This window comes from Rothia sp. 11254D007BW (assembly GCF_053548195.1).
In genome coordinates, this window is the sequence record NZ_JBPWPK010000001.1 from 838,076 (window position 1) to 855,942 (window position 17,867).

17 protein-coding genes are annotated in these 17,867 nt (G+C 63.0%); 2 read left to right on the forward strand and 15 right to left on the reverse strand.

The window, feature by feature from the left end; all coding sequences use genetic code 11:
- Positions 1-778: 778 nt before the first annotated feature.
- The 10 genes from ACEE43_RS03760 to hutU all read right to left on the reverse strand — a co-directional run bounded on the left by ACEE43_RS03760 (position 779) and on the right by hutU (position 11,590).
- Positions 779-1,231 carry a hypothetical protein gene (locus ACEE43_RS03760; protein WP_449106952.1) on the reverse strand — a complete coding sequence of 151 codons (453 nt, stop codon included), beginning with the start codon at positions 1,229-1,231 and terminating at the stop codon, positions 779-781.
- 167 nt (positions 1,232-1,398) lie between these two features.
- Positions 1,399-2,307 carry a prolipoprotein diacylglyceryl transferase gene (gene lgt, locus ACEE43_RS03765; RefSeq protein WP_449106976.1) on the reverse strand — a complete coding sequence of 303 codons (909 nt, stop codon included), beginning with the start codon at positions 2,305-2,307 and terminating at the stop codon, positions 1,399-1,401.
- An 11-nt stretch (positions 2,308-2,318) separates the two neighbouring features.
- Entirely contained in the window at positions 2,319-3,167 is an 849-nt protein-coding gene (gene trpA, locus ACEE43_RS03770; protein WP_449106953.1) for a tryptophan synthase subunit alpha, read from the reverse strand.
- Positions 3,167-4,519, reverse strand: a complete 1,353-nt coding sequence (trpB, locus tag ACEE43_RS03775) for a tryptophan synthase subunit beta (protein WP_449106954.1) — start codon at positions 4,517-4,519, stop codon at positions 3,167-3,169. Before trpB ends, trpA begins: the two co-directional genes overlap by 1 nt.
- 109 nt (positions 4,520-4,628) lie before the next feature.
- Complete coding sequence (gene trpC / locus ACEE43_RS03780; RefSeq protein ID WP_449106955.1) at positions 4,629-5,456, reverse strand: indole-3-glycerol phosphate synthase TrpC; 828 nt, start codon at positions 5,454-5,456, stop codon at positions 4,629-4,631.
- Positions 5,457-5,644: 188 nt separating this feature from the next.
- A complete protein-coding gene (locus ACEE43_RS03785; RefSeq protein WP_237185301.1) occupies positions 5,645-5,893 on the reverse strand; it encodes an HGxxPAAW family protein in 249 nt (82 codons plus the stop codon).
- Positions 5,894-6,040: 147 nt separating this feature from the next.
- Positions 6,041-7,582 carry a histidine ammonia-lyase gene (gene hutH / locus ACEE43_RS03790; protein WP_449106956.1) on the reverse strand — a complete coding sequence of 514 codons (1,542 nt, stop codon included), beginning with the start codon at positions 7,580-7,582 and terminating at the stop codon, positions 6,041-6,043.
- 143 nt (positions 7,583-7,725) lie between these two features.
- Complete coding sequence (gene hutG / locus ACEE43_RS03795; protein WP_449106957.1) at positions 7,726-8,733, reverse strand: formimidoylglutamase; 1,008 nt, start codon at positions 8,731-8,733, stop codon at positions 7,726-7,728.
- On the reverse strand, positions 8,733-9,923 hold the full coding sequence (hutI, locus tag ACEE43_RS03800) for an imidazolonepropionase (protein WP_449106958.1): 1,191 nt from the start codon (positions 9,921-9,923) through the stop codon (positions 8,733-8,735). The genes hutG and hutI overlap by 1 nt, the downstream gene beginning before the upstream one ends.
- 2 nt (positions 9,924-9,925) lie before the next feature.
- A complete protein-coding gene (hutU, locus tag ACEE43_RS03805; protein ID WP_449106959.1) occupies positions 9,926-11,590 on the reverse strand; it encodes a urocanate hydratase in 1,665 nt (554 codons plus the stop codon).
- A 147-nt stretch (positions 11,591-11,737) separates the two neighbouring features.
- Between hutU and hutC the strand changes: the two genes are divergently transcribed.
- Positions 11,738-12,484 carry a histidine utilization repressor gene (hutC, locus tag ACEE43_RS03810; RefSeq protein ID WP_449106960.1) on the forward strand — a complete coding sequence of 249 codons (747 nt, stop codon included), beginning with the start codon at positions 11,738-11,740 and terminating at the stop codon, positions 12,482-12,484.
- A gap of 72 nt (positions 12,485-12,556) precedes the next feature.
- Here hutC and ACEE43_RS03815 read toward each other — a convergent pair whose 3' ends face one another.
- From ACEE43_RS03815 to hisI, 3 genes are read right to left on the reverse strand one after another with little or no spacing between them, the layout of a single operon-like run.
- Complete coding sequence (locus ACEE43_RS03815) at positions 12,557-13,180, reverse strand: Trp biosynthesis-associated membrane protein (protein WP_449106961.1); 624 nt, start codon at positions 13,178-13,180, stop codon at positions 12,557-12,559.
- The gene (locus ACEE43_RS03820) at positions 13,181-14,749 is read right to left on the reverse strand and encodes an anthranilate synthase component I (protein ID WP_449106962.1); all 1,569 of its coding nucleotides are present in this window, start codon (positions 14,747-14,749) and stop codon (positions 13,181-13,183) included.
- A 31-nt stretch (positions 14,750-14,780) separates the two neighbouring features.
- Positions 14,781-15,176 (reverse strand): phosphoribosyl-AMP cyclohydrolase, encoded by a 396-nt coding sequence (gene hisI, locus ACEE43_RS03825; protein ID WP_449106963.1) that lies wholly within the window; start codon positions 15,174-15,176, stop codon positions 14,781-14,783.
- A gap of 129 nt (positions 15,177-15,305) precedes the next feature.
- On the opposite strand from hisI, the gene ACEE43_RS03830 reads away from it, so the two are divergent.
- A complete protein-coding gene (locus ACEE43_RS03830) occupies positions 15,306-15,944 on the forward strand; it encodes a TIGR03085 family metal-binding protein (protein ID WP_449106964.1) in 639 nt (212 codons plus the stop codon).
- Positions 15,945-16,054: 110 nt separating this feature from the next.
- On the opposite strand, the gene ACEE43_RS03835 is transcribed toward ACEE43_RS03830, so the two are convergent.
- On the reverse strand, positions 16,055-16,546 hold the full coding sequence (locus ACEE43_RS03835; protein WP_449106965.1) for a DUF2087 domain-containing protein: 492 nt from the start codon (positions 16,544-16,546) through the stop codon (positions 16,055-16,057).
- A 321-nt stretch (positions 16,547-16,867) separates the two neighbouring features.
- Complete coding sequence (locus ACEE43_RS03840; protein WP_449106966.1) at positions 16,868-17,725, reverse strand: PhzF family phenazine biosynthesis protein; 858 nt, start codon at positions 17,723-17,725, stop codon at positions 16,868-16,870.
- Positions 17,726-17,867: the final 142 nt, after the last annotated feature.

A 17,867-nucleotide genomic window follows, 5' to 3' on the forward strand; every position in this document is an offset into this window, starting at 1 on the left:
TTATCCATGGGGAAAACCTTCATGGTTACCAGCTGGTTCCCACTGACCTCGAAAGGCTCATTAATCTCTTGTGGGCACTGCAACTGATAATTAGCGATAGATGTGCCATCCTCATACGAAACATCAACAGTAAAACCAGCCCCGTGCTCTCCACCGCACCGCGCATAAACAGCATAGGTAGTTTCTGAATCTAGAGGAATAGTCCCCTCTGAATTCCCAAACCCTTCGGTAAGAGAAGTCCAGGTAAGGGCGTGAGAGGGAGGCTCCACACTATTTGGATCAATACTAGGATTCACCGCTGAGCAACCAGATACCCAACAAACTCCTGCAACAAGGAACGCTAGCACTCGCCGTTGTTTCATCCCTATCACTCCCTTAACGTACCTGGTGTTCATTTTTCGCTTGAGGTCCCAGATTCCGGTTGAAACATAGCAAAGCAACCGGAATCGCTGCCACTAGCCCCATGAGCGCCGTGACCCAGGTGAAATCTGCGCCAATCGTTGACGCGCTGACATAATACGTATTCCCCACCCTACCTTTTAATAAGCAGACATATCAATTTATTAAGTAATGCGATAAGACCCTACCCCTTCTCTCTTCACCCCGAGATAAACTGTAGGGTCAAGAGAAAAAGAGTAGGGTCTAAGCCAGCCATCGCAGGTGGTAAGCCCGAGAGCAACACCAGGCTGGCCCAGGGCAAAAACTAATCCGCACTTATTCTGATGTACCCGCAACTAGTTGCGGACTTTTCAGAATAAGTGCGGATCAGGCGCCCGAGTTAGACGTTATGACCGCGAGCTAGGTTTCGGTTAAAACCAGCAGCGGCGAGCGGAAGCGCTGCCACTAGCCCCATGAGTGCCGTGAACCAGGTGAAGTCCAATCCAGCCATTGACGCAATTACATATACAGCACCATTGACAGCACAACCATATACAAGAAGTGCCAGCACAGCTTCAACAGGGTTACCCGGCAGCCAGGAGTCAAACATTCCACGACGCTTTGCACCACCTGCTTGCTCATGCTCAGCTTTTACCCGGTGGTGTAGAGCCAAAAACGCCAGTGCGACACCACACCAGGTTCCAAATAAAACCGTTAGCCCGGGCTGGAAAAATCGCGAAGAAAATACTGTTCCTAGCGAGGCAAGCAGGCCGTAACTTGCTAGCGAATACAGGGCAGAAGACAGTAGATACGCCGGAACCGTTGTGAGATTTGGGAAAGATGAATACTTCATGTTTACCTCCTCTGTGAAGCTAACTACCTCTACCCTACCTTTTAATAAGCAGGCATATCAATTTGTTACTGTCCCAGGGCAAAAAGTAATCCGCACTTATTCTGATGTACCCGCAACTAGTTGCGGACTTTTCAGAATAAGTGCGGATTAGTTTCTATGCTCGTGCGCTAGTCGCCGGAGCGGACGGACGCCGGGGCGGGCTCGTCCGCGCTGGGCACGACAGCGCCCTGCCTATAGGCACCCGGGAGCTCGCCGCGCCTACGCGCTCGTAGCCCCATCAGCGCGAACATGACGATACCCAGCAAGAAGATAGCACCAGAAGTCCACACGTGAATACGGACCCCCAGCAGCATCTCAGCGGTATCGATTCGCAAGAAAGTCTCAATCATGAGACGGCCAAAACCGTACCAAACAACGTAGGCCCAGAAGGTCTGGCCCAGCTGGAAGATGCCGCGGCGGCCCAGGGCAATCAGCAGGGCCGCGCCGAGTAGGTTCCACAGGGACTCATAGAGAAAAGTTGGGTGGAAGAGCGTGCCCGCCGGGTACTGGTCGGGGAAGTTGGGCGAGGTGGCCGAAATTTCCAGGCCCCAGGGCAGGGTGGTGGGCTTGCCGAAGAGCTCCTGGTTAAACCAGTTGCCCCAGCGGCCCATAGCCTGGGCGATCATGATGCCGGGGGCGGCGGCGTCCGCAAATTTAGCCAGCGAAATCCCGTAGCGGCGACAGGCGTACCAGGCACCCAGGCCACCGACCGAAATCGCGCCCATGATGCCGATACCGCCCTCCCAAATCTTGAAGACATCAAGCGGGTCAGCGCCCTCGCCGAAGTAGGTGCCGGGGTCGGTAATCAGCACGTGGTAGAGGCGGGCACCGATAATGCCCGAGGGAATGGCCCACATGGCAACGTCCCAGACGCGTTCGGGGTCTTCACCCCAGGCAGCCCAGCGGCGACCGGTCAGCCACATGCAGACCGCGATGCCCGCCAGTATGCAGAGGGCATAGAAGTGGATAGTCAGGGGGCCCAGCTCAAGAGTGGAGATGGACGGCGAAGGAATAGAGGCAAGGACGGTAGCTGTCATGGGCGTCTCCCCTACTCGCGGCCAGCTAGTTGGCGGGTCAGTGCACCAACGGCGGACGGGCCACCCTCAGCCAGAGCCTTAACCAGGGCGGTACCCACAATCACGCCATCTGCATAGGCACCAATTTCTTCCACATGCTCACGCTTGGAAACACCCAGGCCCACGCAGGCAGCGGGAGCGCCTGCGGCCCCCAGGTCAGCGACCAGGGTCTCGGCGGCGGTGTTCACCGACGAGCGGGCACCGGTCACGCCCATCACCGAGACAGCGTAGACAAAGCCGCTTGAAGCCTGCGAAATCATGGAAAGACGCTCGGGGCTGGATGAGATAGCTGCCAGGAAGATACGGTCCAGGCCGTGCTTTTCTGAGGCTTCAAACCAGTCGGCGGCCTCATCGGGTACCAGGTCGGGGGTAATCAGACCGGCACCACCGGCAGCAGCTAACTCCTCGGCAAAACGGTCAACGCCGCGGCGCAGCACGGGGTTCCAGTAAGTCATAACCAGAACGACAGCGTCGGTGGCGGCGGTAATCTCGCGTACAGCCCGGAAGAGATCGTCGGTGCGGAAGCCCTTCTCAATGGCCTCAACGGTGGCCCGCTGAATCACGGGACCGTCCATGACCGGGTCTGAGTAGGGCAGGCCCAGCTCGATAATGTCAACCCCGTTCCGGCCCATTTCAATGGCAGCCTCGATAGACTCATCAACGCTGGGGTAGCCTACCGGCAGGTAACCGATGAGGGCAGCTCGCCCCTCAGCCTTGCACTCGGCAAGGCGGGCGGCCAGCTTGGAGTCGGGGTTGGGGGCGGGGAAGCTACCCTTGCGCACGGAGTAGCGGGTTTCGTCCTGAAAATCGATGTGGCTCATTAGGCACCCTTGCTTTCGTTCTGTGCGGTCGTATCGTTCTGCGAGGCGGTTTCTGCCGCTGCTTCCTTGTTCCCCACGTTCAGGCTGGTCGAGGGAATAGCCTTGCCCAGGCCAAACCACTTGAGGGCGGTTTCCATATCCTTATCTCCGCGGCCGGAGAGGCAGACAATCATGGACTTCTCGTGAGCGGTGGCGGGGTCCGCCTCCGCCCATTCCTGAGCAACGCGCAGGGCACCTGCCAGGGCGTGGGAGGACTCAATGGCGGGGATGATGCCTTCGGTGCGGCAGAGCAGGCGCAGGGCGTCCATGGCTTCGGTGTCGGTGACGGCCTGGTAGTCTACGCGGCCGATGTCTGAGAGGTAGGCGTGTTCGGGGCCGACGCCGGGGTAGTCGAGGCCCGCTGAGATGGAGTGGGACTCGATGGTTTGGCCGTCCTCGTCCTGCATGAGGTAGGTGATAGCGCCGTGGAGCATGCCGGGGCGGCCCAGGTTGATGGTGGCTGCATGGCGGTCGGTGTCAATTCCGTCGCCGCCGGCTTCGAAGCCGTAGATTTTGACGTCGGCGTCGTCGAGGAAGGCGTGGAAGAGGCCGATGGCGTTGGAGCCGCCGCCGACGCAGGCTGCGATGCCGGTAGGTAGGGTGCCGGTGGCTTCGAGGAACTGTTCGCGGGCTTCGGTGCCGATGGCGTCGTGGAAGTAGCGCACCATGGCGGGGAAGGGGTGGGCACCGGCTGCGGTGCCGAGTAGGTAGTGGGTGGTGTCGACGTTGGATACCCAGTCGCGCAGGGCCTCGTTGATGGCGTCTTTGAGGGTGCGCGATCCGGTCTGCACGGCGATGACGGTTGCGCCCAGCAGCTGCATGCGGGCAACGTTCAGGGCCTGACGTTCGGTATCTTCTTCGCCCATGTAGACCACGCACTCCATGCCGAAGAGGGCAGCTGCGGTGGCGGTGGCGACCCCGTGCTGGCCTGCGCCGGTTTCGGCGATGAGGCGGGTCTTACCCATGCGCTTAGCCAGCAGAGCCTGGCCGATGACGTTGTTGATTTTGTGGGACCCGGTATGGTTGAGGTCTTCGCGCTTGAGGAAGAAGCGTACTCCCCCGGCTTCGGCGGAGAGGCGGGGAACCTCAGTCAGCAGGGAGGGGCGGTTGGAGTATTCGGCCGATAGTCGGCGGAATTCGGCTAAGAATTCGGGGTCGTTTTTAGCCTCGTTGAAGGTGGCTTCGAGCTCGTCCATGGCCGCGATGAGAGATTCTGCCATGTAGCGCCCACCGTACTGCCCGAAGTAGGGGCCGGGGGCGTTTTTGAGGCTCTGGCCTGCTGCCAGGAATTGTTCTGCCAGGGTTTCAGTCATGGGGTTTCCCTTCGGTGGGCTAAACGTTGAGTGTCTGATAGGGGCGGACGCCTGGGCCCGGCTCTCTTGGGGCGTGGCAGGCGCGGTGCGGGGTAAGTAGGGTGTGGGGTTAGGCTGGCTGGGAGCCCAGCCAGGTTTGCCGGGCTTGGGCGCCGGCGACGCGGAAGTCGCGCAGGGTCTCGGTGGGGGTGCCAGATTTTACGAGGGCCTCGCCCACCAGCACGGCCTTGGCGCCGTGTGAGGCGTAGTCGGCGACGTCCTCGGGGCTGGCAACGCCGGATTCTGCCACGATGATGGCGTCTGCGGGCAGCAGGGGGGCTAGCTTGCTGAAGTTGGCGTTATCGACTTCGAGGGTCTTGAGGTTGCGCACGTTCACGCCCACAATGCGGGCGCCCACTGCAACAGCTCGCTCGATTTCTTCGGGGGTGTGGGTTTCGACCAGGGCGTTCATGCCGAGTTCGTGGGTGAGGTCGAGGAAGCGGCGCAGGGTGGCGTCGTCCAGGGCGGCGACGATGAGGAGAACCAGGTCAGCCCCGTGGGCGCGGGCCTCCCAAATCTGGTACTCGTCCACGGTGAAGTCCTTGCGGAGAACCGGGATACTGACAGCTGCGCGGACGGCATCCAGGTCAGCCAGGGTTCCCTTGAAGCGGCGCTCTTCGGTCAGTACCGAAATAGCGGCCGCTCCCCCGGCCTGGTAGGCGGCGGCCAGTTCGGCAGGGTCGGGAATGTCTGAGAGGGCACCCTTTGAGGGGGAAGAGCGCTTCACCTCGGAAATGATTTCGACGCTTCCCTCCTCAGCCCCGCGCAGGGCTGCCAGGGCATCAAGCGCGGGAGCCTGAGCAGCTGCCTGCTTCTTGATCTCTTCAAGTGGCAGGGCGGCGCGGCGGGTTTCGAGATCTTCGCGGACGCCTACGATGATGTCATCAAGTACGGTCATGGTGCCCCTTGGTGCTGGTGCGCGGACGGCGCAGGTTGGGTTGGTCGTGCCCCTCTAGTATCGCTCAGGTGCCTGAACGTTTGCCAGACGGGTTCACCGGGTGAGAACACGTGTGAAGAAAAGGTAAGGGGCACCTCGCGTCTGTGCGGGGTGCCCCTTGTCTCGCCTCACCCGGGTGGGTTCGGGTTTTAGTGGTGGTACTTGGTGTGCTTACCACCCTGGCCGTAGCCTGCTGAGCGGAGCACGATACCGGCGACAACGCCGATGGCGATGATGGCGACGCCGACCACGAAGATGGGGGTGCTTGAGATGCAGAAACCGACTGCGCCGATGATTGAGCCGACAATCATGATGATGACCATGGCCCATGAGGCGGTGGTGTTGCCGTGGTTGTTGTAGGGCAGGTCGGGGACCATCTCAACGGTCTGCTGTGCCATGTGAGTCTCCTTGTAGTGTGTGGGCGTGCGCTCGCAGGTGTATGGGCGCTGAGCACACGGGTGCTTATCTCTATCTTAGAAGATAGCGGGCTCTTTGGCCCAGTTTAGGCACCCGTGTGCCTTTTTATTTCCGCAAAGACGGAAGAACTAGGCGAGGCGGCCGGTAACGCTTTCAGCCGCCGCCAGCAGTTCGCCGCTGGCGACCAGCTGAACGGTTTGTTCGATTTCGGGTGAGAGGAAGCGGTCGGGGCCGGGGCCAGCAACGTCCTTGCGCAGGCGCTCAATCACAGCGGCGGTTGCCGGTGAGGGGGTCTGCGGGGCGCGCAGGTCGATACCGCGGGCGGCTGTGAGGATTTCAATAGCAAGGACGCGGGTGAGCCCGTCCACCGCCTTGCGCAGCTTGCGGGCAGCCGACCAGCCCATGGAGACGTGATCCTCCTGCATGGCAGACGAGGGAATGGAATCTGCCGAGGCAGGTACGGCCAGGCGCTTGAGCTCAGAAACGATAGCAGCCTGGGTGTACTGAGCGATCATGTGGCCTGAGTCCACTCCGGGGTCGTCGGCTAGGAAGGGCGGCAGGCCGCGGTTGCGGGCAACATCGAGGAAGCGGTCGGTGCGGCGCTCTGAGATTGAGGCGGCATCGGCAACAGCGATCGCCAGGAAGTCCAGCACATAGGCCACCGGGGCGCCGTGGAAGTTACCGTTGGATTCCACCCGTCCGTCCAGGGTCACCACGGGGTTATCGACGGCTGAGGCCAGCTCGCGCAGGGCAACGGTGCGGGCGTGTTCGATGGTGTCGCGCACTGCGCCAGCGACCTGGGGTGCGCAGCGCAGGGAGTAGGCGTCCTGCACGTAGGTGGTGACGTTCTCGGCGTGGTGCTGGATAATGCCGGAACCCTCCAGCACCTTCTTCATATTGGCGGCAGCGGCCCCCTGGCCGGGGTGGGGGCGCAGCTCGTGCAGCTCGGGGGCAAAGACGCGGTCGGTACCGGCAAGCCCCTCAACACTCATAGCCGCAGCGACGTCGGCGAGCTTGACCAGGGCGTCCAGGTCGGTCAGAGCCATGACCAGCATACCCAGCATGCCGTCGGTGCCGTTGATGAGGGCCAGCCCCTCCTTTTCAGCAAGTTCGACCGCGGTCAGCCCGAACTTCTCGAAAGCCTCGGCAGTCTCGTAGAGCTGGCCGTCGGCGTCCCGCACCTGGCCCTCACCAATGATGGCCAGGGCGCAGTGGGACAGGGGTGCCAGGTCGCCGGAGCAGCCCAGCGAACCGTACTCGCGCACTACCGGGGTCAGCCCAGCTGACAGCATATCGGCGTAGGCCTGGGCGACGACGGGGCGGACGCCGGTGCGGCCGGTTGCCAGGGTTGAAAGACGCAGGAGCATAAGGGCGCGGATGACCTCGGTTTCAACTTCGGGGCCAGAGCCTGCTGCGTGGGAGCGAATCAGGCCGCGCTGCAGGGCCTTGCGCATCTCCAGGGGAATGTGCTTGTTGGCCAGGGCACCGAAGCCGGTGGAGACGCCGTAGACGGGGGTGTCTGAGTTGGCGAGGTCGCGGATGCGCTGGCTGGATTTTTCGATTTCAGCCAGGGCTTCGTCGCTGATGGTGACGGCCGCGCCGTGGCGGGCAACTGCGATCAGGTCGGCGAAGCTCACGGGCCCGATGCCGACGGTGACGGTGGTGGTCATGGTTTTCTCCTTTGAAAGTGTATGAGGTGAAGCAGGCTCGCAGCGAAGCTGCTGGCTCGGCGGCTGGCGTGAATCGCTTGTGAGCGTCAGCGAACCAGCGAGAGGGTCGGCAGCGAGCGCGAGCCTGCTGAACCTATAGAGTTTTACTCCGGCAGAGGCGTATGCCGGGTTAGGACGGTGTGTATCAGGCGGGCGGCGGTTTTGGCGGTGCGCCCGTCGATGTCGAGGGAGGGGTTGAGTTCGGCGACGTCGAAGGCGGCTAGCTTACCTGAGGCTGCGACTTTACCCATGATGCGGTTGATGATGGCTGTATCGACCCCGAGGGCGGCCGGGGCGCTGACGCCGGGGGCAACGGCTGCCGGGAGCACGTCTAGGTCCAGGGTCAGGTAGATCAGGTCAACGTTTGCGGTGAAGACTTCGATGAACTTGTCGATAGCTTGCAGGTTGCCCCAGTGGGTTTCTTCATCAAGTAGGTAGTGCACGCGGGCGCGGTCTGCGGCGTCGAAGAGTACCTGGGTGTTGGCTGCCTCAGAGATGCCCACGACCGCGTAGGTCAGTTCGGTGCCTGCCCATTCTTCGTCGGAGAGTGCCTGGCTGAAGGGGGTTCCGCTGGTGGGTTCGTCCGCTTCGCGTAGGTCGAAGTGGGCGTCGAGGTTGAGGATGCCGATGCGCGCAGCTCTGCCCTGCCCCCGGTAGTTTTTTCTGCGGGCGGACGCCGCCAGCCCCAGGTAGGTGCCGTAGGCGACTTCGTGCCCGCCACCGAGTACCACGGGCAGGGAGCCTTCGTCGATGGTGGCGGTGACGGCTTCTGAGAGCCTGCGGTGGCCGCCGACCAGGTCGCGGTTAGTCACAACAACATCACCGGCGTCTCCCAGGACGAGGTCGGTGCGGCGGCTACCGGTGGTTCCCTGAGCCAGGGCAAGGGTTCCCAGGGCTGAGCGCAGGGCGGTGGGCCCTTCTGCTGCGCCGGTGCGCCCCTGGTTGCGGCGAACCCCCTCGTCGGAGGCAAAGCCGACGAAGACCGCGTCCGGTTTCTGGGTGAGCTGGGCAAGCGGCTGCACTACCTGGAAGAGCCTGCGGTGTTCGGCACCGGGGCCGTCGTCGCGTCCGCTCCAGGTCGGGGCCTGCCGGTCGGTAAAAGCCTGTATCACTAGATGTCCTCCTCGTGCAGGGGCACGACGCTCTGGCCGTCCTTCCAAACGCCGGCGATCAGGGGCACGCCGGGGCGGTAGGCCAGGTGCAGGTGGTTGGGGGCGTCCAGAGCAAGGACGTCGGCACGGGCTCCCACGGTCAGGGCACCGATGTCGGTGCGCCCCAGGGCTGCTGCTCCCCCGGCGGTTGCTGCCCAGACGGCTTCGTCGGGGCTCATGTGCAAATCGCGCACGGCCAGGGCGATGCAGAAGGGAATGGAGGTGGTGAAGGAGGTGCCGGGGTTGCAGTCTGCTCCCAGGGCTACGGTAGCCCCGGCATCCAGCAGACGGCGGGCGTTGGGGTAGTCGCCCCGGGTAGAAAAGTCGGCGCCGGGGAGAACCGTAGCCACCGTAGAGCTGTTGGCCAGGGCGTCGACGTCCGCGTCCGTCAGGTAGACCACGTGATCCACGCTGGCAGCACCCAGTTCAACCGCCAGCTGCACACCGGCCCCGTAGGTCAGCTGGTTCCCGTGCACGCGCGCCTTCAAACCGGCAGCGATACCGACCTGTAATACGGCCCGCGACTCGTCCTCACTAAAGGCACCGCGCTCGCAGAACACGTCAATCCATGAGGCGTAGGGGGCGCACTCCGGGATCATGGTGTCAACCACCATCTGCACGTACTCATCGTGCTTATCCCGGTACTCCGGCGGAGCCACATGGGCAGCCAGCAGGGTGACCTCGTCGGTGCAGGCCGCAGCGACCTGCACCGATTTCAGTTCAGATTCAGCCGACTGGCCGTAGCCGGTCTTCACCTCAATCGTGGTCGCCCCGGCCCGGGCGTACTCCTGCATGAGCGAGCGGGTGTTGAGTTCCAGCTCAGCTGCACTCGCTGCCCGGGTAGCCTCGATGGTGGTGCGGATGCCACCGGCTTCGTACGGTTTGCCCTCCATGCGGGCGGCAAACTCGTGCGAGCGGTCCCCGGCAAAGACCAGGTGAGAGTGGGATTCCACGAAGCCCGGCAGCACGGCGCGCCCGCCCAGATCTAGGCAGCGGTCGGACGCCGGTGCCTGGCTGGCTGTGCCAACCCAGGTAATTCTGCCCTGCTCCACCACGAAGGCGGCGTTTTCGAGAACGCCCAGGGGCCCGCGGTCCAGGGTGGGGTCGTTGGTGACCAGCGACCCGATGTTGGTAAAGAGACGGCTGGTCATGGCTAGCGGTTTTCCTGCATGGGAATACGGACCCCGCGCTCAGCCGCAACCTGCTGGGCGTACTCGTAGCCGGCGTCCGCGTGGCGAATTACGCCCATGCCGGGGTCGTTGGTCAGTACGCGCTCCAGCTTGGCAGCGGCCAGCTCCGAACCGTCAGCGATGCAGACCTGGCCCGCGTGGATGGAGCGGCCCATGCCCACGCCGCCGCCGTGGTGGATGGATACCCAGGACGCACCCGATGAGGTGTTCACCAGGGCGTTGAGCAGGGGCCAGTCGGCAACGGCGTCGGTGCCGTCCTTCATACCCTCGGTCTCGCGGTAGGGGGAAGCCACCGAACCGGAATCCAGGTGGTCACGGCCAATGGCGATGGGGGCAGAGAGTTCACCGCTAGCTACCATCTCGTTGAACTTGAGCCCTGCCTTGTGGCGCTCGCCGTAGCCTAGCCAGCAGATACGGGCGGGCAGACCCTCGTAGGCGACCTTCTCACCGGCCATGGTGATCCAGCGCTTCAGGTGCTCGTTCTCGGGGAAGAGTTCGAGAATCGCCTGGTCGGTCTTCTTGATGTCCTCGGGGTCGCCGGAGAGAGCGCACCAGCGGAAGGGGCCCAGGCCCTCTTCGAAGAGGGGGCGGATGTAGGCGGGCACAAAGCCGGGGAAGTCAAAGGCGCGCTGGTAGCCTGCTTTGCGAGCCTCATCGCGGATGGAGTTGCCGTAGTCGAAGACCTCGGCACCGGCGTCCATAAAGCCGACCATTGCCTCAACGTGGGCTGCCATGGCCTCGCGGGAGCGCTTGGTGAAGAGTTCGGGGTCGCGGGCGGCTTCTGCCTTCCAGTCCTCGAAGGTGACCTCGGTGGGCAGGTAGCTCAGCGGATCGTGGGCACTGGTCTGGTCGGTGACGATGTCGATGGGGGCCTTGCGGCGCAGCAGCTCGGGGAAAATCTCAGCGGCATTGCCGACGACACCGATGGACAGGGGCTTCTTGGCGTCGCGGGCCTCGACGGCGAGCTCTAGGGCGTGGTCGAGATCGCGGGCCTTAACGTCCAGGTACTTGTGGTCGATGCGGCGGTCAACGCGGGACTCATCAACGTCCACACAGATTGCTACGCCCTCGTTCATGGTCACGGCCAGGGGCTGGGCACCGCCCATGCCACCCAGACCTGCGGTGAGGGTAATGGTACCTGCCAAGGTGCCGTTGAAGCGCTTGCGGGCGACCGCGCCGAAGGTCTCGTAGGTGCCCTGCAGAATGCCCTGGGTGCCGATGTAGATCCAGGAACCAGCGGTCATCTGGCCGTACATCATCAGACCTTCGGCTTCGAGCTTGCGGAAGTGCTCCCAGTTGGCCCAGTCGCCCACCAGGTTAGAGTTGGCCAGCAGCACACGCGGGGCCCACTCGTTGGTGCGGAAGACACCTACGGGCTTGCCGGACTGCACCAGCATGGTTTCATCATCTTTAAGGGTCTTGAGGGTGGCGACGATGGCGTCGAAGGCTTCCCAGGAGCGGGCGGCGCGGCCGGTGCCGCCGTAGACCACCAGATTATCGGGGTGCTCGGCAACCTCGGGGTCGAGGTTGTTCATGAGCATGCGCAGGGCACCTTCCTGCTGCCAGCCGAGGGTATTGAGTTCAGGGCCGCGAGGGGCGCGGACGGGGCGGGGGCCGCTGGTGGTCATGTCTACTCCTTTGTGCATGATGGTCTGCTTTGCCCAGCTTCTGGTTCTTTACTTTTGCCTGACCGCGCCGGGGCGGTACAGTTGAAAGATGAAGAGGGTCACACACCTATCTTCTTGTATATACAACTGGTTGTCAATGGAGTAGGCGTGGAAAAAATTACCGACTTGTCCCAGCAGTTCGCTGACCACAAAGACAGTAAGGCCCCCGCCTACCAGCTGCTCAAAACCATCATCACCGAGCAAATCAACAGCGGCCACTGGGCAGCAGGCGAAAGCATCCCCTCAGAAAACGAGCTCGCTAGCGCCCTGGGCCTCTCCCGCATGACCGTCAACCGAGCTATCCGCGAGATGACGCTTGAGGGCCTGCTCGTGCGTACCCGCGGGGTCGGCACCTTTGTGGCCGAGCACAAGAACCCCTCTGCCCTGCTTGAGGTGCGCAACATTGCCGATGAAATCACCGAACGCGGCCACACCCACAGCAGCAAGGTGCTCACCCTCGAAGAGATACCGGCAGCCCAGGCCCAGCGCCGCCTAGCCCCTGAGCTGGGCGAGAGGGTCTTTCACAGCGTGCTGGTCCACTACGATGACGGGCTGCCCATCCAGCGCGAAGAACGCTATGTCAACGCCGTAGCCATACCCGACTATCTAGAGCAGGACTTCACCAGCATTACCCCCAACTTTTACCTGGGGCAGTGCTCCCCTATCACCCGGGGCACGCACACCGTCGAAGCGGTGCTACCCACCAGCTCACAGGCGTCCGACCTGCAGATCAACCCCACCGAGCCCTGTCTGCGCCTGCTGCGCAGCACCTGGTCAGGCGATGAGCTCATCAGCCAGGTAGTACTGCTGCACCCAGGTTCCCGCAGCCGCCTAGAGGGATCCTTCGGCCTATAAACCCCCTCTAGATACAGCAAAGCCGCAGCCCGCTATCGCAGCGGGTCTGCGGCTTTAGAGGTTTTGCCCCTCTTACAGGGTGGGGTCCTTGCCCTCGCTCAGGGAGTCCCAGGCGTCGATTTCGTCCGTTTCTTCGGCAGAAGCCACGCGGGCTGCCCGGGCAGCTGACCGGTCGTACTTGCGCCCGGTCTTCCAGTGGGAGGTAGCAACAAAGGCCCACACACCGGCCAGGGCAACCAGCACACCGCACACGGTCGCCAGCAGGGGCATGACGGTCACAGCGTAGGAGTTGGCCGGGGCGTTAGTGCCTGTCATCGCGCTGACCTGGGCCATAGAGGCAGCCTGCGGATCGGCGTTCACGCCGAAGGCGGCTACCGCCAGGCCCAGCCCCACGCCCACCAGCAAGAGAGCCAGCACCTTGCGGAGCTTAGGCCCGGCAATACGCAGGGCAACCGACGCCACCAGGGCAACCAGGGCCAGGGCAGAGACGGTGGAGCCGGCGTCCGCCCCCGAAATATCCAGGGTGGAGGTCGAAACGACCGTGCTGACCTCAGCGCGAATCCAGGTCGGCAAAGTGGTGAGGAAGGCGGCAGCAGAAACCGCCATGGCCCCCAGCATCACGCGGGCAGGTTTAGCCCAGCCCGGCACCGGGCGCGCGGTAGCAACCTCAGCAGGCTGGGCCTGTGACTCGCTCATCTAGTCAATCACCTCGGTCGACAGGGGCGCCAGACCCGACGCGGTGAGCACAGCGCGCAGGGGCGCTGCCGCCTTGTTCACGGTTTCCTGAGCTTCGGAGGCTGGCACGGAGTCCATGACAATACCGGCTCCTGCCTGCACGTAGGCGCGTCCGCTCTTGAGCACGGCGGTGCGGATGGCAATGGCCATATCCATGTTGCCCGCAAAATCGAAGTAGCCGCACACACCACCGTAGACGCCGCGAGCGCTGACCTCGTACTCGTCCAGTAGCTGCATGGCGCGGGGCTTGGGCGCACCTGAGAGGGTGCCTGCGGGGAAGGCCACGCGCAGCACGTCGTAGGCATTCATACCCTCAGCCAACCGGGCCTGCACCTCGGATGAGATGTGCATGATGTGGCTAAAGCGCTCGATTTCCATGAACTGGGTGACGTTGACAGAACCTGGTACCGCGATGCGGGAGAGGTCGTTGCGGGCCAGGTCGATGAGCATGAGGTGCTCGGAGCGTTCCTTCTCGTCCGCAAGTAGTTCTTCAGCCAGGGCTAGGTCTTCTTCGCGGGTGGCACCGCGCGGACGGGACCCGGCGATGGGGTGGGTGGTGGCGGTGCCGTTTTTGAGGGTGACCAGGGCTTCGGGTGAGGAGCCGACAATCTGGAAGGGCTCGCCATCGACCGTGGACTCGAAGTTGAAGAGGTACATGTAGGGCGAGGGGTTGGACTGGCGCAGTACCCGGTAGACGTCCAGGGCGCTGGCACGGTTCTCGGCTTCAAAGCGGCGGGAGATGACGATCTGGAAGACGTCGCCGTCCAGGATGTTTTTCTTGGACTTATCGATAGCATCCAAGAAGCCCTGCTCAGCCCAGGTGTGCTTGACCTGGGCGACTTTTGCTTCGACGTTTGCCGTGCCGGTGAGGGTTGAGACGGAGTCGGGGGCGGGCTGGGCCAGCTTGTCCATCATGGCGTAAACGCGGGAGAGAGCGTCGGCGTAGGCGGCGTCGATGTTTTCGTCGGTGCCGTTAAAGTTGATGGCATTGGCAATGAGAGTGACGGTGCCGTCGGCATTATCGTGCACTGCCATGTCTGAGACGATGTTGAGGGCAAATTCGGGCAGGTTGACGTCGTCCGCCGGGCCGCCGGGTAGTTTCTCCCAGTGGCGCACGACGTCCCAGCCCATGTAGCCGACCAGGCCGCTGGTGAGCGGGGGCAGGTTATCGAGGGGTTCGGTGTGCAGCATCTCCAGGGTCTCGCGGATAGCCTCAACAGGGTCACCCTCGGTGGGTGCGCCGGAGGGGGTGAGCCCCTGCCAGACAATCTGCCCGTTCTTGGTGGTGAGGGTTGAGCGGCTGGAGGCACCGATGAAGGAGTAGCGGGACCACTGCTTCTGCTCGTTGGCTGATTCAAGTAGGAAGGTGCCGGGGGCGGGTGCGCCGTCGGCGGCGACCAGGGCACGGTAGATGCCGATGGGGGTCATGGCGTCTGCGAGAACTTTGACGCGCACGGGGATGACGCGGCGGCTGGTCGCTAGTTCACGGAACTCTTCTAGGGTCGGTTCTACGATTCCCAAGTCGTGCATGGTGTCCTCTGGTTGTGGTGTGTCTGGGGTGCTATTCGGGGCGGACGCCGGTGGCAGCTGGCAGGGCGCCCCCGGCGTGGAAGCAGGTGGTGGTGCCGGTGTGGCAGGCTGCCCCTACCTGGTCTGCCTCAATCAGCAGGGCGTCGCCGTCGCAGTCAATGCTGACGCTTTTGACGTACTGGTAGTGGCCGCTGGTGTCTCCCTTGCGCCAGTATTCCTGGCGGGAGCGGGACCAAAAGGTAACCCGCCCTTCGGTGAGGGTGCGGCGCAGGGCTTCATCGTTCATCCAGCCGAGCATGAGCACATCGCGGGTGTCGTACTGCTGGATGATGGCGGCAAAAAGGCCGTTCTCGTCGCGCTTGAGGCGGTCGGCAATATCGGCGGGCAGTGAAACGCCCTCGGTGGCGCTGGGTGCTGGTGTACTCACCTTTCCATCCTAGCTGATGGCGGTAGCAGGGCTGGGGCAGCTCTCAGCATCTGGCTACGGGCTGGGGCTGGTGTTTGTAGGGCTGGTGCCTGCGCTGGGCAACCCATCGTTCAGGTTTAGACTGGGCGTATGACTTCTTCTGCCCTTGTTACCTCAGAACGCACCGCCCTACTTGATGCTCTCGCTGCCGCGGGGCCGTCCGCACCTACCCTCTGCGAGGGCTGGGAAACCCGCCATCTCGCCACCCACCTGCTGGTGCGCGAAAGCAAGCCTCTGATTGCAGCGGGCATGCCGGGCGGCCCGCTGGCTGCGCGCACCGAACGCTACACCGACCAGCTTGCCAATGAGCTGACCGGCCAGCGCCGCTATGAGAAGGCCCTGCGCGATTTTGAGGCGCTGCCGGGTTACCTGCACATGCGCACGCGCTTCCCGGGTCTGGACGAGGCGATGAACCTGATTGAGTACTTTGTGCATACCGAGGACGTCCGCCGCGCCTCACTCACTGACGGCGAGCAGCCTGCCCCGCGCGAGCTGGCTGAGGGTGTGCAGGAGAAGATGTGGAAGGTGCTGCGGGCGCGCGCTCGCATGATGGCCGGGAAGAAGTACCCTCACGGGCTGGTGTTGGAAGCTCCGGGCTACTCCCCCGCTGTTCATACTGTGCTTGCTCCGCCTGCTGGCCAGGTTGCGACTGTGCTGACCGGCGAGCCGGGCGAACTGGTGCTCTACCTCTTCGGGCGCGAGGCTGCGGCCCGGGTTGAGGTGAGCTAAGGGTCGGTTGTGGCGCACGCCTGCTCCGCCCCGCCCCAAGTAGGGACCAGAAAACTCTCAATAGTATGTGTGCACCACAAGGATTTTGGGAGGAATCTGGTCCCTAGTTGCTACAGAGCCTCTGCGGCCAGGTAACCCGGCAGCCACATCGCTTCCCAGGCCGGAGCCTCGGCAGCCAGCACGGTACCTGCCCGGTCAGGCACCCGGGTCGCCAGGCAATAGGCGGATGCATCAGCAGTTCGCACCAGGTAACCGTACTCGACCATCTCCCGACGCATAAAGGCATAGTCCTGCCAGAGGGCGGCCAGAATCTCGTTGACCTGTTTCTCGGTGTAGGTGCGCCCTGGCTCAAAATAGGTCACCAGGTGCAACAGCAGGTGGGCGCGGGTGCGGCGCTTGGAGGGCCAGGAGGTCAGGCGTCCGCCCTGCAGAAAACGGTCAACGACTGTGCGGTGCTCTGCGTAGGCTTGTTCACGGGGATCGTTCAGGACGTCGGTCGTAGGCTTGGTCTCGAGGAGGGCTGCTCGGGCGGTGGTGTAGTTCTCACCGGTTTCTTCCATGCGGGCACGCACGAGCTTTTTGAAGTTTGATTGGGCAGTCACGGGTATCGACTTTCTTCGCACTCTAGCTGCGGTATCAATCGACGGTTCGGTGGTGCCTACCCCGGTCTTGGAATGCCGGTGCAACCCGAGAATTCTCTTCCCTTCGCACTGATGGCCTGCTTGCTAGAGTCACAGGGGCAAAGCGCTGGGCGGTGGGTGACGCCTCACACCTTTATATCACAGTCGCTCCCGAATGTAACCGAAAATGCCATCTGCACGTTCTTTTACCGCGCAGATGGCATTTTCGATTACATTCAATGAGCGGACGGACGCCCGCCCCGGCCTGGCGGGGCAGCACAAGCCAACAGATGGATTAAAGACCTAAAGACTAACCTCTCCCCTGATGAGGGTGTGGGTTCTTCCGCCAACCCAAATGTCGGGTGATCCGGTGGGGCCGGCGTCCTGCCCTACCGTGATGGTGAGTCTGCCGTCGCGGTGCAGGCAGGTGCCCTGGCGTACGGTGTAGGTTCCGGCAACCCGGTTTTCGCGGGCGAGCCACTGGGCGACGGAGGCGTTGAGGGAGCCGGTGACAGGGTCCTCAGAAACGCTGATACCTGGCACGAAAGCGCGGACATCGTAGGCGATGTCTGAACCTTCCGGGTGCATGGCGAAGACGCCGAGTTTGAGGTCTGGGCCGCGGGTGAAGTCCGGGGTGAGGGCGAGCAGACGGTCGGGGTCTGCGATTTCGACGGCTGACCAGCCGGGCCCGTTGTCGACCCACTGGTGGGAGAGAATCTGGCTGCGCTCTAGCCCTAGCGTGGTGGCGATGTCTGCCAGGGTTGCTTCATCAAGGGCACCGGTGCGGACGGTTGCCGGGGCGGCGAAGGAGAGCTCTTGGCCGCTGCGGGTGATGTCGATGAGCCCGGCGGCGCATTCTTGCACGATGACGTCGGGGCGCTGCGGCTGGCCGCCTGCTTCTAGCCAGGCGTGGGCGCTGCCCAGGGTGGGGTGCCCGGCGAAGGGCAGTTCGCCGCCGGGGGTGAAGATGCGGACGGCGTAGTCGGCCCGAGCGTCAGTCGGTTGGGTGATGAAGGTGGTTTCTGAGAGATTGGTCCAGCGGGCAAAGTCCTGCATATGCTCGTCGGTGAGGTCGCTGCCGTCGAGCACCACGGCGAGAGGGTTGCCCTTGAGCGGAACCGAGCCGAACACATCGACCTGGGTGAAGGGGCGGGTTTTCATGTGGGGTCCTTTCGCCTGCGCTTCTATGGGGTTTACTTCTACCCTAACCGGCAGCTGGCTAGCTCACCTCCCTGCCCTGGTGAGCAGGTGAGACACAAGAGCTGCACTTCAACTTCCCAGCCTGCCCCTTGAGTATGATTAG